Raw genomic sequence first — 14871 nt, 5'->3', positions numbered from 1 at the left:
AAAAGCCCTTTCGACTTCTATGGTTCGTTTCCTCAACCGGCGAAGGTTTGTCCCTCGTCCGTATTGTGTTGGCGAAAGGGTCGCAGTGCTTAGAGGCTTCGTCAATCCGCTACCGTTTCGAAGGCAAGAGCAATTGCAGTGAAAAAAATGCCCCGCTCGATGAACGAGCGGGGCATGTTTGCAAGACCAGATGGGGTAGTGGATCAGAAATCCGACCAGTCGTCGGGATCGGTGGCGTGCTTCAGGGCGGCGCTGCCATGGCTCGCCGAAGCGGCGAACTGGGCAATCTGGCGCTGTTGCTCCACCACTTTGGGTTTCGGCGACGACGACCGGACAGCTGGCTTCGCTTCCGATGTCTGGAAGTGCGCGATGCAGCGGACCAGTTCCGAGGCTTCCTCTGACAGGGCGTGGCTTGTGGCTGTCGATTCCTCGACCATGGCCGCGTTCTGCTGGGTCGCCTGATCCATCTGGTTGATGGAGTTGTTGACTTCAGACAGGCCGCGGGCCTGTTCCTGGGCCGACACCGCAATCTTGGAGACAAGCTCGCTGACTTCCTTCACGCTGCCCATGATCTTGCTGAGGGAGCCCCCAGCATTACCGACCAGTTCAACACCAATGCCCACCTGTTTGGAGCTGCTGGAAATCAGTTCGTTGATTTCCTTGGCCGCATCCGATGAGCGACGCGCCAGCGCACGGACTTCCGTTGCGATGACCGCGAAGCCCTGACCTGCGTCCCCTGCCCGGGCCGCTTCAACGCCGGCGTTCAGTGCAAGGAGGTTGGTCTGGAAGGCAATCTCGTCGATCACACCGAGGATCTTCGATACCTCGCTGGAGGAGGCTTCGATATTGCCCATGGCTTCGACGGCCCGTTTGACGATGACGTCGCTTTCCTCGGCCATTTGCCGCGCTGAGCCCACGGCCTTGTTGGCGTGGTTGGCGCCTTGTGCGGTTTCGTTGACCGCCTCGGTAACCTCGTCCAATGCTGCGGCCGTCTCTTCAAGCGTCGCCGCCTGATTGGCTGTCCGCTTGGAAAGATTATCTGCAGCGCTCGAGATGTTGCGCACGGTCGCATCGATATTGCCGGCATTGCCGATGATCGCATTGACCGCCTGCTCAAGTCCGCTGATGGCGGAGTTAAAGTCGACACGCAGCTGTTCGTACTCAGACGTAAACGGCGTGCTGATGCGGTGGGTCAGGTCACCGCTGGCCAGCGATTTCAGGCCGCGAGCCAGGTTTTCGACGACTTGTGCCTGCTGTTCACTCCGTACACGCTGCTCTTCCATGGCAGCAGCTTCGCGTTCACGCTCTTTTTCCTCACGACGGCGCTCTTCCTCTGCCTTGCGCTCAAGCTCAGCGCGTTTCTCGTCTTCACGAGCCCGCTCTGCCTCTTCACGACGTGCTGTTTCTTCACGCTCAGCACGCTCGGCTTCGAGTTTCTCCTGGTGGAGGATCTCGATCCGGTTGGCGTTCTCGCGGAAGACCTCAACGGTCTTCGCCATGGAGCCGATTTCGTCCTGACGCTGGGTTGATGGAACCTCGACGGCAAGATTCCCTTGCGCCAGCTCGGTCATGCTCTTTTGAAGTCCGATGATCGGTTTGATAGCCATTTTGAGCAATACGAAAAACATGGCCCCTAGCACAATCGCGACGAAGGCGATCCCGAAGCCGATAGTCTGATTTCGCACGTTTGAGACGGCCGCCTTGGACGCCGCGTTGCTCCACGCCACACCAACATAGCCGAGCACGGTGCCCTTGTTCGGGTCCGATATCTTGACGAATGTCATGTAATGTCCGGGGTCGGTATAACTGACCATTTCCGTCGACGAGAGATCCGAGCGGGCCTGACCCAGCAGCGCTGAGAGGCTGGTATTTTCATAAAGATCGGAGGCGTACGTATCGAGTACCGTGCCGTCACCTGAGACAACGAGGACGTCGGACAGGTTTGACGCCGCATCCTTCCCCGTCAGCGAAGCATAGGCGCGCTCGATCGAGTCTTCCTTGTGCCACTTGATCCCACCACGCATCTGCGATGCTACAAGATAGGATTTCTCAGCGAAAGATTGTGCGGCTGACCGCGATTCCATTCGGCCCACGAGGCCCGCCTGGAAGGTAATGAGAACTGCAAGCCCGCCCACCAGCAGGACAGACAGCACAGAAACAAGTCTGAACAGAAGTGATTTTGACACTGAATGATTCCTTTTGGACGGTTTATTCTTCGACGGTATCAGCATCGATACCAAACGTGGCGGCACCGATGACAACACCCTCAGAAACGACGGGAATACTGACTTGAACCTGGAAGACCTGCGTTGACTCGTCTTCCTCGACGTCATCAATAAAGAGGGCGTCAGGACCGACGAGATAGGTCTCTTTCCATTTCGCCTCATCGCCCTGCCAATAGTCGGACGTGACGTTGCTCAACGCGACGTTGAGGCCGTTGTCATCCATGATGATGATTTCAGCGATCAGCCCGCGTGTTTCCTGGACAATACCCTGCATTTTCGCCGTCAGTGCCGACTGCATGACCCCTTCGATGACCTTGCTGTCGCCTTCACGCCAGCGGCGATCCAGAATGGTAATGTCGGTAGGCGTTAGATCTGTGTAGGCACGGTTTTGCGCTTCAATCGCCTCGATGATATCGGGATCTTCAACGATTTTCAGCAAGCGGTCAGTGACAAATGCCCGGACCTTGGCTTCGGAAACCGTCGCCTGAGCTGCCGCCGTCCCCTGAAGCGAGGCGACACCCCCTATCAGGATACCGCTACATGCCAATGCTGTTTTCAAATTCAACATACTTCCACTCGCTTCTTAAAAATCGACCTGCATACGCAGCATGGAATATTGAGGCTCGTAGTCCGGCACCGTGGTGCCGCCCGATGTGGAATTGATGACGTGGTTGGCCATCAGCTTGATGCGGCTGTCTGGGTACCAGTTCACGCCCACTGTCACGCTGTCCATCTCGCCGCCGGCAGAAATGCCGTCATCGAGGAGGTCGAGCGTTGTGTAGCGGGCGGCAACTTCGAATGCGCCGCGGCCGCCCTCATCCACCGGATGATTTGGCTTCACACGACCGACCGTGCCGTCAGCCACTTTGTAGCTGCGCTGTTCGCCGGTCAGAAAATACGAAACGTTGGCGTAACCACCGGAATAGTCGAGGTCTGGCATGCTGTCGCGACCGACCGTGGTCTGGCTGTATTCAGACATGACCGAGAACGGCCCGGCAATGAACAGGGCCTCGACAGCGTTGGTCGCAGCCGTTTCAGCGCCGTTGATCGATCCCGTGCTGACGAGCTTTTCGTTGATGACGTGCGTCTCACCCGCGCCGCTGTATTTGACGACATGGTCATCAGCAGGCGTCATTTCGCGGTAGGTCGATACGCCCAGATGCAGGACGTTGCGACCATCCTCGCTCAGGATCGGTGCACCGACCACGCGGCCCGATACGGACCAGGGCTGGTCAACACCATTGATATTGTTCAGGTCCCCGCCGAAAATACCGCCAGCCACGCTCATATGCTTGCTTGCGTAGGTGGCGCCAAAGCCCATGCGGCGAATGGGACGGAATGGCTTGATGCCGTTTGACCGCTCAATGAAGGTCAGATGCAGGTTCGACGACATGTTCTCGATGCCGGTGAACGCCTTGAAGTTCCCGGCCATCAGTTTGACGTTGTCGATACCCGTATAGGTAATGATGGCGTCCTTGATGGACGTCTTGTTGCCCTCAAAACCAAGCAGGACGCGATAAGACACGTCGTCCGAAACCTTGCCCTTGGCACCGAGCCACAGAAGCCGAATTTCCGATCCATTGATCGTTTCATTGCCGTCATGGCTCAGACCCGCATCGATGGCGATGCGGCCATCCAGCTTCATCGTCGGATGAGCCTCTTCCGCCATCGCAGGCAAAAGGAACTGTGATGTCACAGTCATGACACTGAGCACGGCCCCACAGCGCATTTTCATTGTTCGGTCTTTCTGTTTTAGCCCCGTTGAAAGCTGAAAAGATCAGAATTCGACACCCATTGCCCGGTCGCCGAATAGCTTAACAATCCATCAACATAGCTCTTGGAACGATATGTTATGCACACTTCTAGACTGTCATCTTTTAAATGAAGTAAATGATCATATATTATCTGCGTTGTTAGGTATTTGTTGACGACTTGCCGTCTGTTGGTTGCCCAAGGGACGCACAAGGGCGATTGACGGCAGCCGACGTTTGCGGCAGCGCAAGGGGATGAGCACACAGAACAGCCGCGCCGCCCTGAAACTTCGCAATGCGACACCGCAGGACATCCCTGCCCTGATTGAGTTGTCGCGCCGAGCCTATCCCGGCTTTGCGCCCTACACCCCGGGCATGATCCAGGGGCAGATCACGACCTTCCCCGACGGCCAGTTCGTCGTGGAATATGATGGCACGATCGTCGGCCATGCTGCGTCGTTCCTGATCGGGGAAGACATCGCGTTCAAACGTCATAGCTGGGAAGAAATCACCGGCGGCGGCTATGCGGCCCGTCATGATCCGAATGGCGACTGGCTCTACGGCATGGATGTCTGCGTGGATCCGTCACGCCGCCGCCTGCGGATCGGACAGCGTCTGTACGATGCGCGTCGGGCGCTGTGTGAGGGTGAAGGGCTGAAAGGCATTCTGTTTGGGGGCCGGATGCCGGGCCTGGGCAAGCGCCGCAAGGACTATCCCGATCCGCTCGACTATATCCAGGCGGTTCGCGACAAAAAGGCGGTCGACCCGGTCGTCAATTTCCACCTGCGTGCCGGGTTCGTACCCGAGATGATCATTGAGCGCTATTTGCCCGATGACGCGGAAAGCAGCGGCTGCGCCTCCCTGATGGTGTGGCGCAACCCCTATGCCTCGGATGAAGTGGAGAAAGGTTCGCTGACCTACGGTCAGAAAGAGACCGTGCGTGTCGCGACAGTCCAGTTCCAGCAGCGGATGATTTCAAGCTTCGAAGATTTCATCAGCAACGTCGAATACTTCGTTGATGTGTGCGCGGACTATCGCTGCGACTTCGTGACGTTCCCGGAGCTGTTCACGCTGCAGCTCCTTGCTCTGTCGCCCAAGCGGTTGAGCCCGGCGGAATCGATCGAGACCCTGACCTCCTATACGCCACGCTTTGTCGAGGCGATGCGGAACATGGCGATCAGCTACAACATCAATATCATCGGCGGCTCACACCCGACCCGTACGGATGATGGTGAGATCCAGAACGTCGCCTATGTGTTCCTGCGGGACGGATCGGTGCACGCGCGTGAGAAAATTCACCCCACCCCCAACGAGCGGTATTGGTGGGCCATTCAGGGTGGTGACGAGGTCGCCACAATCAGCACGGATTGCGGTCCCATTGGCGTTCTGGTCTGCTATGACAGTGAATTCCCCGAGCTCGCCCGTCGTCTGGCCGATGAGGGCGCGCGGCTGCTCTTCGTGCCGTTCTGTACGGACAATCGACAAGGCTATCTGCGCGTCCGTTATTGCTGCCAGGCTCGGGCAATCGAAAATCAGCTCTACGTGGTGATGGCCGGCAATGTGGGTAACCTGCCCAACGTCGAGAACATGGATGTTCAGTATGCGCAGTCTGCCATTCTGACCCCTTGCGACTTCCCGTTCGCCCGGGACGGTATTGCGGCTGAAGCGACCGAGAATGTCGAAACCGTGACGATTGCCGATCTGGACCTGACGGACCTGGCCTGGGCCCGGGCCCAGGGCACGGTGCAGAACATGCGGGATCGCCGGTTCGACCTCTACAAGACGGTTTGGAAATAATCCGGACACCAAGGATCAGGCCATGACCATCCACATTGCCAAAGAGGAAACGGGATCGAAGGGGCGGCTCATCGCGCATGTGGAGGGGCGTGACGATGTGGGCGACATGACCTATTCACGGATGAGCCCGAAGGTCGTTATCGTCGATCACACGGGCGTGCCTGATAGCCTGCGCGGCCTGGGCGTCGGTGTGGCGCTGGCCGAACGGATGGTGGCCTGGGCCCGCGAGGACGATTTCAAGATCGTCCCGCTGTGCCCGTTTTTCAAAGCCCAGCTAGCGCGCCACGACGACTGGAAAGACGTCATTCAGGCGTAATTGCGGTGCGGCTAATTGCCAGCGGAACTGTAGGGTCGGCTCGTGCGCTTCTTTGGCACACAAAAGGAGGCGCCCCATGGGCAAGAAGACCCTGAAAGACATTTCTAACGCGATGCGCAATATCGACATCGCCATGCTGTCGACTCACTCGACCAACGGCCAGATCGCCGGTCGGCCGATGAGCAATAATCGCGACGTCGATTATGATGGCCAATCCTATTTCTTCACCAATGAAGACACCCGGACGGTCGACGATATCCGCCGCAACGCCCAGGTCGGGCTTGCCTACAAAGGCGATGAGGATTTTCACATTGCTGTCGAAGGGGAAGCTGCGCTCATCAAGGATCGCGAAGCGTTCCGTGAGCATTGGACGCCAGACCTGGACCGTTGGTTCAAGAACGGACCGGATACGGATGGGGTCATCCTGATCAAGGTTGAGGCGACCCGCATCCATTATTGGGACGGACTGGAAGAAGGGGAGGTCAAGCCCAGCTAGGGCGAGACCTTACTTTTTCTTGGCGTTTTCAATGCCTTCAAGGATCAGTCGCTCAGCGGCTTCCTTGCCCTGCCACTCAATGACCTTGACCCATTTATTGGGCTCAAGGTCTTTGTAGTGGTTGAAGAAATGCCAGATCCGCTCGAGCAGAATGGGCTGCACATCTTCGTAGGTATGGATGTTGTCGTAATATCGCGTGAGCTTCGGGTGAGGTGCCGCGAGAATTTTTTCATCCACGCCGGCTTCGTCTTCCATCAGCAGGACGCCAATCGGCCGCGCGCGAACTACAGCCCCCGGGAACAGCGGACGCTGTCCAAGAACCATCACATCGCAAGGGTCGCCATCGCCGGACAGGGTGTGCGGGATGAAGCCGTAATTGCACGGATAACGCATTGAGGTGTAAAGGAAACGGTCCACGAACATGGCCCCGGAATCCTTGTCGACTTCGTATTTGATCGGCTCGCCGCCAAGCGGCACCTCGACGATCACGTTGATATCACCCGGCAGGTCTTTGCCTGCGGGAATCTTGGAAATATCCATGGGTTGTCAATCCTTTCGGACCGCCTCTAACGGTAGCGTTGCGGTGCAGCAAGACCTCACGGTCCGAAAACGTTATGCGAGGATCATGCCGAAACGACGGTCTGATCGATCGAGCCAAAGATGGACGCGCCATCTTCATCAAACATTTCAACGCGCACCGTGTCCCCCACCCGCATGAAAGGTGTTGAGGCTTCACCAGTATTGATCGTTTCAATCATGCGAATTTCTGCGATGCAGGAATAGCCGCGACCGCCGTCTTTGACGGGGCGCCCGGGGGAGCCGTCAGGATCCTTGTTGGAGACCGTACCGGAGCCGATGATGGTCCCGGCGCCCAGGGGTCTCGTCTTCGCCGCATGCGCCACCAGCTGCGCCAGCGAGAAGGTCGCATCTTGGCCTGCCTCTGCACGTCCGAATGGCTCGCCATTGTAATCGACACAGAGTGGATGATGGACGAGATAGTTTGACCAGGCTGCGCCCAGCTCATCGGGTGTCACCGCAAGCGGTGAAAAGGCCGTCGGCGGCTTGGACTGAAAGAAACCAAAGCCCTTGGCCAACTCACCGGGGATCAGGCCACGAAGTGAAACGTCATTGCACAGCATGACGAGGCGAATGTACTTGCCTGCCTCTTCCGCTGAGACGCCCATGGGGACATCACCCGTGATGACGGCGATCTCCCCTTCCATATCGCAGCCCCAGGCCTCGTCGGCGAGCGGGATTGTACCATGGGGCGGCAAAAAGCCGTCCGATCCCCCCTGATACATCAGGGGGTCAGTGTAGAAACTCTCGGGCACTTCCGCGCCACGCGCTTTGCGGACCAGTTCGACGTGATTGATATAAGCGGACCCGTCCGCCCACTGATAGGCGCGGGGCAGCGGGCTTTCGCAATCAGCTTCGTCGAAGGGGCTGACACCCACCCGGTCTTCCTCGACCTTCGCGGCGAGCGCGCTCAGTTTTGACCTGACCGTATCCCAGTTATCGAGCGCTGCCTGAAGGGTCGGCGCGATCTCACGCGCATCGGCATAGGTGGTCAGATCGCGGGACACGACGACGAGCATCCCGTCGCGCGTCCCGTTTTTCAGTGTTGCGAGTTTCATGAGTTTTCCGTTTCCGCCGCGATTTTTTCATGCAGCCACGCTGCGTGGCGCGGTGCTTTTTTGGTTTGGGACCATTCTTCAAGCATCATCGGGGCAACGCGCTTGAGCTCAGCCAACTGTTCAGGGGTAGAGGTATTGCAGGCCAGTTCCAATCGGTGGCCGTTTGGATCGAAGAAATAGATCGACTTGAAGATGCCGTGATTGGTCGGTCCGACCACGTCCAGGCCTTCCGCCTCGGCCTTGGCCTTGACCCGTTCCAGATCATCCAGCGAGCTGACCTCAAACGCGATATGCTGGACCCAGTCCGGCGTATTACCGTCCCGGCTCATCTCCGGCTGTTCAGGCAATTCAAAGAAAGCCAGCACGTTACCTGACCCCGCATCGAGAAAGACGTGCATGTAAGGGTCGTAGGCGCCCGTCGACGGGACATGGTCTTCAGCGATGGCGAGCTGAAAATCCATGTCGAGAACACGACCATAAAATTCGACGGTCTCGCGAGCGTCCTTGCAGCGATAGGCCACGTGGTGGATGCGTTGAATAAAGGGTGTCATCCCCTGATTGTGGGGCGAAGAGGTCCTCACGGCAAGATCATGTTTCAATTGAAACTATAAATCTTGGTCGTGACGCCCTGTCAGCCATGAAAAAGGCCCGCCGAAGCGGGCCTTTCGATCACCGTGCAGTCATGCTGCCGTTACTCGCTGGTTTCGGCGTACAAACCGAACGTCGCGCCGACGAAGCCGCCAGCCGTCCGGGTCGACAGGATCTTGCCGTCAGCATCGTCAAGCAGCATCTGCCACTCGCCATCTGGCAAACGGTAGAAGAAGTCATACGCATCTCCATCAGCCGTGATACGCAGATCCAGCGGCTCGCCCGACGACATGTCCACCGACTGTTCGGCAACGACCTCGCCATAAGGGTTTTCCTCCGCGCCCGCTTTCTGGCGTACCGTCACCGCGAAGGTGCCATCCCCCATACTGTTCAGGCCGAGGGCGTAGAAGTAGTCGTCGCTCTGCAGGACCGCGAGACCGGCCTCATCACCGGACTGCACGGGATTGAACGTCACCGTGGTCGTGGCCGTTGCATAAATATGCTGTTGCCGGCGGGCGATCAGCGAGGGCTGGCCGCCCTCGCCCAGCCGGTCAGCGCGGGCCGTGATGATCACGTCTCCATCGGCAAAATCGTACCACTGCTCCTTGGGCACGCGAAGCGTCATCCAGTGCGGCGGCAACTCGCCGCTGGAGAAGTCTTCGGTCAGCGTGAAATTTCCATTGAGCGGCACATTTGACCGGCTCGACAGGGGCAGCTCAGGCCGCTGGGCCTTGTACTTCACCTCTTCATCGCCGGTCACGATCAGCGGCCAGCCATCTTCCCACCGCACAGGCATCAGGAATGTTTCCCGCCCCGTGTTGTAATAATCCCCTTCATAGGGACGCACGCCGAGGAATGTCGCCCACCAGTTCCCCGCATCGTCCTGGGCGATATCCGCATGACCAACAGAGGTGATGGGATTCTCCCGGTCCGCCGGCAGGTGGCGCTGTGTCATGATCGGGTTGCCTTCATAAGCCTCGTAAGGCCCAAGGACATTATCGGCCCGCAGCACGACCTGGCTGTGATTGACGGCCGTGCCGCCTTCGGCGGCACTGAGATAATACCAGTCGCCGATCTTGTAGATGTGCGGTCCCTCAATCCAGACCGGCTTCTCCTCGATCCGCACACCACCATTGATGAGCAGGGTCGGCTCGGCAATGGACTGAAACGTCTTGGGATCAACCTCGCGCAGCCAGATCGCGCGATGGCCTTCATAAAGAGGCTCACCCGGAGGCGCGTCATTGTTCATGACATACACCTTGCCGTCCTCGTCGAAGAAAACGGAGGGATCGATCCCACCGACTTCCGGCAGCCAGATCGGATCAGACCAGGGCCCTGCAGGATCAGTCGCCGTTACGATGAAGTTGCCGCCGCAATCGACGCACGTGTTGGCGACATAGAATGTCCCCTCATGATACTCGATGGTCGGCGCGAAGACGCCGCGCGAGAGACCGAGGCCGTCAAAATCCAGCATGTCGGGACGGTCGATGACGTTGCCGATCTGCGTCCAGTTAATCAGGTCCGTCGAATGAAGAACCGGGATGCCGGGATAATAGGCAAATGTTGAGTTGACGAGATAATAATCCGAGCCGGCACGTGTCAGGCTGGGGTCCGGATAGAAACCGGCCAGAATCGGGTTCTGGTACTCGTCCGCTTCGGGCTTGTTGGCCGCGAAAACAGGATCACGTCCCTCGTAGATGAAATTACTGAACCGCGCCGTTGGGACGGCTGGCGCCGAGGCCTCAGCCATCTCACCATCGGGTGTTTCTGAAATCGTTGCCAATTCGTCCGATTTGTCCGCGCCACATGCCGTGACGAGCAAAATCGAGGTCAGCGCCGCGCTCAGTTTGAATTTTCGTTCCACCTTTTCCTCCAGTTGTCCTGCTTTGGCACATCGTTGCCAAGCGCCCTCCCCCTTCGCTTTAAACGTCGAAGAGGCCTTGTATTTCATAACATGATAGCGTTATCATAGCCATTCAATCAGAGGGCTCATATTGTGAGACTCGGCATAGGCGAGAGCCCGGCGCCGACGGACTGCGGTAGTAGCATGGCCCCATTGGAGGAACCAGATGGCACAATTTTCACGCCGGGGGTTTGTCACCCTCTTGGGCTCAACAGCGCTTGTCGCCTGCACCGGTAAGTCAGGTGCGGAGGCGTCAGCCGAAGGTGCCGTTTCCGGCCAGCCTTCCCTCGCCAGTCTGGCCAAGGCGAAGAACATCAAATTCGGCTCCGCGATGGCCGCCGGTCAGCTCAACAATGATCGCTATACGGACATCATCAAGCGTGAATGCGGCATCATCGTCGCCGAGAACGAGAACAAGATCTACGTCATCAATCCTCAGCCTGATGTGATGAACTTCGCCCCCGGTGACGCCCTTGTGGATTTTGCCAAGGCGAATGATCTGGGCATGCGCGGCCACACGCTCATCTGGCATCATCCCCAATGGCTGCCCAAGTGGATCAACGAAAAAGACTGGGGCTCGGCGGCGAATGCCGAGGCTTATCTGAACCAGTATGTCAGTGCAGTGGCGAGCCGGTATGAGCCATTCTACAGCTCCTGGGACGTCGTCAACGAGACGATTGACCCTGCCACGGGCGAGCTGCGCGAGACGTCATTCTCTCGCGCCATGGGCCCTGAAGTGATCGATTATTGCTTCCACGTGGCACGCGAAGCGGCCCCATCGGCGAAGCTTGCCTATAACGACTACATGGACTGGGCCCCTGCCAGCGATAAGCATCGCGCAGGTGTCCTGCGGCTTGTCGAGCGCTTGGTGAAATCCGGTGCACCGATCGACGCGGTCGGCCTGCAGAGCCATTCCAACGAAGACGCCCCCGCTGGCTATACCAAGGAGCGGGCGCGGATCTGGAAATCGTTCTGCGATGAAATCGTTGGAATGGGACTGGACCTTTACATTACCGAGTTCGACGTCGATGACAGCCGCATGGAAGCCGACATCACTGCCCGCGACACAGAAATCGCAGCGTATACAAAAGATTATCTCGACCTCATGCTGAGCTATCCGCAGACCAAGGATCTTCTGATCTGGGGCATGGTTGACAGCGAGAACTGGCTGCAGGGCTTCCAGCCCCGCGAAGATGGGCTGCCCAAGCGGCCGACCGTCTATGACGCGGATTACCAGCCCAAGCCGATGCGTGACGCGATTGCCGCCGCGCTGAAAGCTGCGCCCCAGCGGGATGCAGGCTAGACCCGCTACCGCCACCGCCCATCCCCGACATGCTCATAATTACAGATTGAGGATCATCAGTGTTTCTCGGAATTGATATTGGGACATCCAGCGTCAAAGCGGTTGTGACCAACGCCGATGGCGACGTCATCGACCAGGCAACAGCGCCGCTGCCGATTTCCCGTCCCCAGGCCTTGTGGTCCGAACAGGACCCGGCCGACTGGTGGGACGCCACGAACAAGGCCGTGAAGGCCCTGTCACCCGATCGGCGCAAGAAGGTCGAAGCCATTGGCCTGTCCGGCCAGATGCACGGGGCGACCCTGCTCGACGCCAATGACAAGCCCCTGCGCCCGGCCATTCTGTGGAATGACGGCCGGTCAGCAGCGGAATGTGCCGAGCTGGAAAAGATCGAACCGCGCAGTCGCGAGATCACCGGCAACCTCGCCATGCCGGGCTTTACCGCGCCCAAGCTGTTGTGGGTTCGCAATCATGAACCCGATATTTTCGCCAAGACGGCGAAGGTCCTGCTCCCGAAAGACTATGTCCGCCTTCTGATGACCGGCAACTATGCCAGCGACATGTCCGATTCAGCCGGCACGCTCTGGCTTGATGTGGCCAAGCGCCAGTGGTCGCCGGAAATGCTCGCCGCGACTGGCCTCACAGAAAGCCACATGCCCGAACTGTTCGAAGGGTCAGAGGCAACGGGCCAATTGCTCGAAACCATTGCCAATGATTGGGGCGTTCCTGTGGTCCCTGTCGCTGGCGGCGGCGGTGACAATGCGGCCGGTGCCGTCGGCGTGGGCGTTACGGCGCCGGGCGAGGCGTTTCTTTCGCTTGGCACGTCGGGCGTCCTGTTCCTGTCCGGTGAGGCGTTCATGCCCAACCCGGCCGAGGCTGTGCATGCCTTCTGTCACGCTCTCCCCGATACATGGCACCAGATGACGGTGATGCTGTCTGCAGCATCCTGTATCGACTGGGCCGCGCAGATGACCAACACACCCGATGCCGGGACATTGATTGCCGCGGCCGAAAAGCGGAACCGTCTGGACGGGGAGGAAATCTTCCTGCCCTATCTGTCCGGTGAACGCACCCCGCACAATAATCCGTATGCACGCGGTGTATTGTTCGGCCTGAACCATGACAGTGACACGGCCGCCATCGCCCAAGCGGTGATGGAAGGCGTTGCCTTTGGCTTTGCCCAGGGCCTCGATGCCCTCGTCAATGGCGGCGGCAGTGTGGGTACGATCACCGTTATCGGCGGCGGCGCCCGATCTTCCTATTGGGGACGGATCCTGGCGGCTGCTCTGCAACGCCCTCTCACCTACCGTCGGGATGCCGCTGTCGGCCCCGCCTATGGTGCTGCGAAACTCGCCCAGCTGTGCACAGGCACGGGCGATCCTGCGGCCATTCTGGCCGCCCCGCCCGTTCTCGAAACGATCGAACCGGATCCAAAGGATGTCGCCATCCTGGCCCCGAAACGCGAGCGTTTCCGTGAAATCTACCAGAATCTCAAATCGACCTTTCCGCAAGGAGCCTGAACACCATGGCCAATATGAAAGATTTCTTCGCCGGCGTTGACCCCATCAAATTCGAGGGTCCTGAAACCAGCAATCCGCTGGCCTTCCGGTATTACGACAAGAACCAGAAAGTCCTTGGCAAGACGATGGAAGAGCATCTGCGCCCTTCGATCTGCTACTGGCACACCTTCTGCTGGGACGGTTTTGACGTCTTCGGCGGCGGCACCTTTAATCGTCCGTGGCACCAGCTGTCAGGCCAGGAAATGGCCGACGCCAAACTCGACATCGCCTTCGAGTTCTTCACGAAAATGGACTTCCCCTATTTCTGTTTCCACGACGTGGACGTGATGGCGCCAGCCGCCACCATGAAAGAGCATGTCGAGAACTTCGCGGTCATCGTCGACAAGATCGAAGAGAAAATGGGCGAAACCGGCAAGAAGCTCCTCTGGGGTACGGCCAACGTGTTCTCGAACCCACGCTACATGGCGGGCGCGTCGACCAACCCTGATCCGGAAGTCTTCGCCTGTGCGGCGACGCAGGTTCGCCATGCGATGGACGCGACGAACCGTCTGGGCGGTGAGAACTATGTGTTCTGGGGCGGCCGTGAAGGCTATGACACCCTTCTCAACACCAAGGTCGACCGTGAGATGGACCAGCTGGCCCGCCTCCTGACCCTTGCTGTCGAGCACAAGCACAAGATCGGCTTCAAGGGCACGCTGCTGATCGAGCCCAAGCCGCACGAGCCAACCAAGCACCAGTATGACCGCGATACAGCCACGGTCTACGGCTTCCTCAAGAAGCACGGCCTCGAAAACGAGATCGCGGTCAATATCGAGACCAACCACGCGACCCTCGCCGGTAACGCCATGGATCACGAAGTTGCCATGGCCTATGCGCTGGGTATCTTCGGTTCGATCGACGCCAACCGCGGCGATCCACAAAACGGTTGGGATACAGACCAGTTCTGGAACGATCAGGCCGAAATTACCCGCACCATGATCCACATGCTGCGCAATGGCGGCTTCACCACCGGCGGGATGAACTTTGACTCCAAAGTCCGTCGTCAGAGCATTGACGCTGCCGACCTGTTCCATGGCCATATTGGCGGTATCGACGCCTTGGCTCGCGGGCTTCTGTCCGCCGCCAAGATCATCGAAGATGGCAAGATGGATGAGTTCCTGAACGAGCGTTATGCCGGTTGGGACAAAGATCTGGGCCAGTGGATCATGAACACTGCATCACTGGAAGATATTTCAGAACGCACGGTGAAGGATAATCTTGATCCGAAGCCGAAGTCTGGTCGTCAGGAATACATGGAAAATATCATCACTTACGCCGTCTGAGTGTGAATTTTCCCTGACA

At 58.4% G+C, this 14871-nt stretch carries 13 protein-coding genes; 6 read left to right on the top strand and 7 right to left on the bottom strand.

All coding sequences use genetic code 11. The features are described from left to right. Positions 1–203: 203 nt before the first annotated feature. Genes RUI03_RS00515 through RUI03_RS00505 form a run of 3 tightly spaced genes read right to left on the bottom strand, consistent with a single transcriptional unit; the run spans position 204 to position 3960 of the window. Positions 204–2186 (bottom strand): methyl-accepting chemotaxis protein, encoded by a 1983-nt coding sequence (locus RUI03_RS00515; protein WP_317288320.1) that lies wholly within the window; start codon positions 2184–2186, stop codon positions 204–206. Positions 2187–2208: 22 nt separating this feature from the next. Beyond that, on the bottom strand, positions 2209–2793 hold the full coding sequence (locus tag RUI03_RS00510) for a hypothetical protein (RefSeq protein WP_317288319.1): 585 nt from the start codon (positions 2791–2793) through the stop codon (positions 2209–2211). A 15-nt stretch (positions 2794–2808) separates the two neighbouring features. Next, the gene (locus tag RUI03_RS00505) at positions 2809–3960 is read right to left on the bottom strand and encodes an OprO/OprP family phosphate-selective porin (RefSeq protein ID WP_317288318.1); all 1152 of its coding nucleotides are present in this window, start codon (positions 3958–3960) and stop codon (positions 2809–2811) included. 271 nt (positions 3961–4231) lie between these two features. Here RUI03_RS00505 and RUI03_RS00500 point away from each other — a divergent pair, with 271 nt between their 5' ends. The 3 genes from RUI03_RS00500 (at position 4232) to RUI03_RS00490 (ending at position 6585) form a co-directional block, all read left to right on the top strand. Continuing rightward, on the top strand, positions 4232–5773 hold the full coding sequence (locus RUI03_RS00500) for a GNAT family N-acetyltransferase (RefSeq protein WP_317288317.1): 1542 nt from the start codon (positions 4232–4234) through the stop codon (positions 5771–5773). After that, the gene (locus RUI03_RS00495; RefSeq protein ID WP_410795971.1) at positions 5736–6089 is read left to right on the top strand and encodes a GNAT family N-acetyltransferase; all 354 of its coding nucleotides are present in this window, start codon (positions 5736–5738) and stop codon (positions 6087–6089) included. Before RUI03_RS00500 ends, RUI03_RS00495 begins: the two co-directional genes overlap by 38 nt. Positions 6090–6165: 76 nt before the next feature. Continuing rightward, a complete protein-coding gene (locus RUI03_RS00490; RefSeq protein WP_317288315.1) occupies positions 6166–6585 on the top strand; it encodes a pyridoxamine 5'-phosphate oxidase family protein in 420 nt (139 codons plus the stop codon). A gap of 9 nt (positions 6586–6594) precedes the next feature. Here RUI03_RS00490 and ppa read toward each other — a convergent pair whose 3' ends face one another. The 4 genes from ppa to RUI03_RS00470 form a co-directional block, all read right to left on the bottom strand. Beyond that, positions 6595–7125 carry an inorganic diphosphatase gene (gene ppa / locus RUI03_RS00485; protein WP_317288314.1) on the bottom strand — a complete coding sequence of 177 codons (531 nt, stop codon included), beginning with the start codon at positions 7123–7125 and terminating at the stop codon, positions 6595–6597. 83 nt (positions 7126–7208) lie between these two features. After that, positions 7209–8219, bottom strand: a complete 1011-nt coding sequence (locus RUI03_RS00480) for a fumarylacetoacetate hydrolase family protein (protein WP_317288313.1) — start codon at positions 8217–8219, stop codon at positions 7209–7211. Further along, complete coding sequence (locus tag RUI03_RS00475) at positions 8216–8770, bottom strand: VOC family protein (RefSeq protein ID WP_317288312.1); 555 nt, start codon at positions 8768–8770, stop codon at positions 8216–8218. Before RUI03_RS00475 ends, RUI03_RS00480 begins: the two co-directional genes overlap by 4 nt. A 140-nt stretch (positions 8771–8910) precedes the next feature. Further along, a complete protein-coding gene (locus RUI03_RS00470; RefSeq protein WP_410795970.1) occupies positions 8911–10557 on the bottom strand; it encodes a glycoside hydrolase family 43 protein in 1647 nt (548 codons plus the stop codon). A gap of 319 nt (positions 10558–10876) precedes the next feature. Here RUI03_RS00470 and RUI03_RS00465 point away from each other — a divergent pair, with 319 nt between their 5' ends. The 3 genes from RUI03_RS00465 to xylA are packed head-to-tail and all read left to right on the top strand — an operon-like array spanning position 10877 to position 14852. Continuing rightward, the gene (locus tag RUI03_RS00465) at positions 10877–12013 is read left to right on the top strand and encodes an endo-1,4-beta-xylanase (RefSeq protein ID WP_317288310.1); all 1137 of its coding nucleotides are present in this window, start codon (positions 10877–10879) and stop codon (positions 12011–12013) included. A 59-nt stretch (positions 12014–12072) separates the two neighbouring features. Next, a complete protein-coding gene (xylB, locus tag RUI03_RS00460) occupies positions 12073–13530 on the top strand; it encodes a xylulokinase (protein ID WP_317288309.1) in 1458 nt (485 codons plus the stop codon). A 14-nt stretch (positions 13531–13544) separates the two neighbouring features. Continuing rightward, positions 13545–14852 carry a xylose isomerase gene (gene xylA / locus RUI03_RS00455; protein ID WP_317289660.1) on the top strand — a complete coding sequence of 436 codons (1308 nt, stop codon included), beginning with the start codon at positions 13545–13547 and terminating at the stop codon, positions 14850–14852. Positions 14853–14871 lie beyond the last annotated feature (19 nt).

The organism is Parvularcula sp. LCG005, assembly GCF_032930845.1.
In the GTDB taxonomy this organism is placed as follows: domain Bacteria; phylum Pseudomonadota; class Alphaproteobacteria; order Caulobacterales; family Parvularculaceae; genus Parvularcula.
This window is presented reverse-complemented; position numbering and strand designations above follow the sequence as displayed.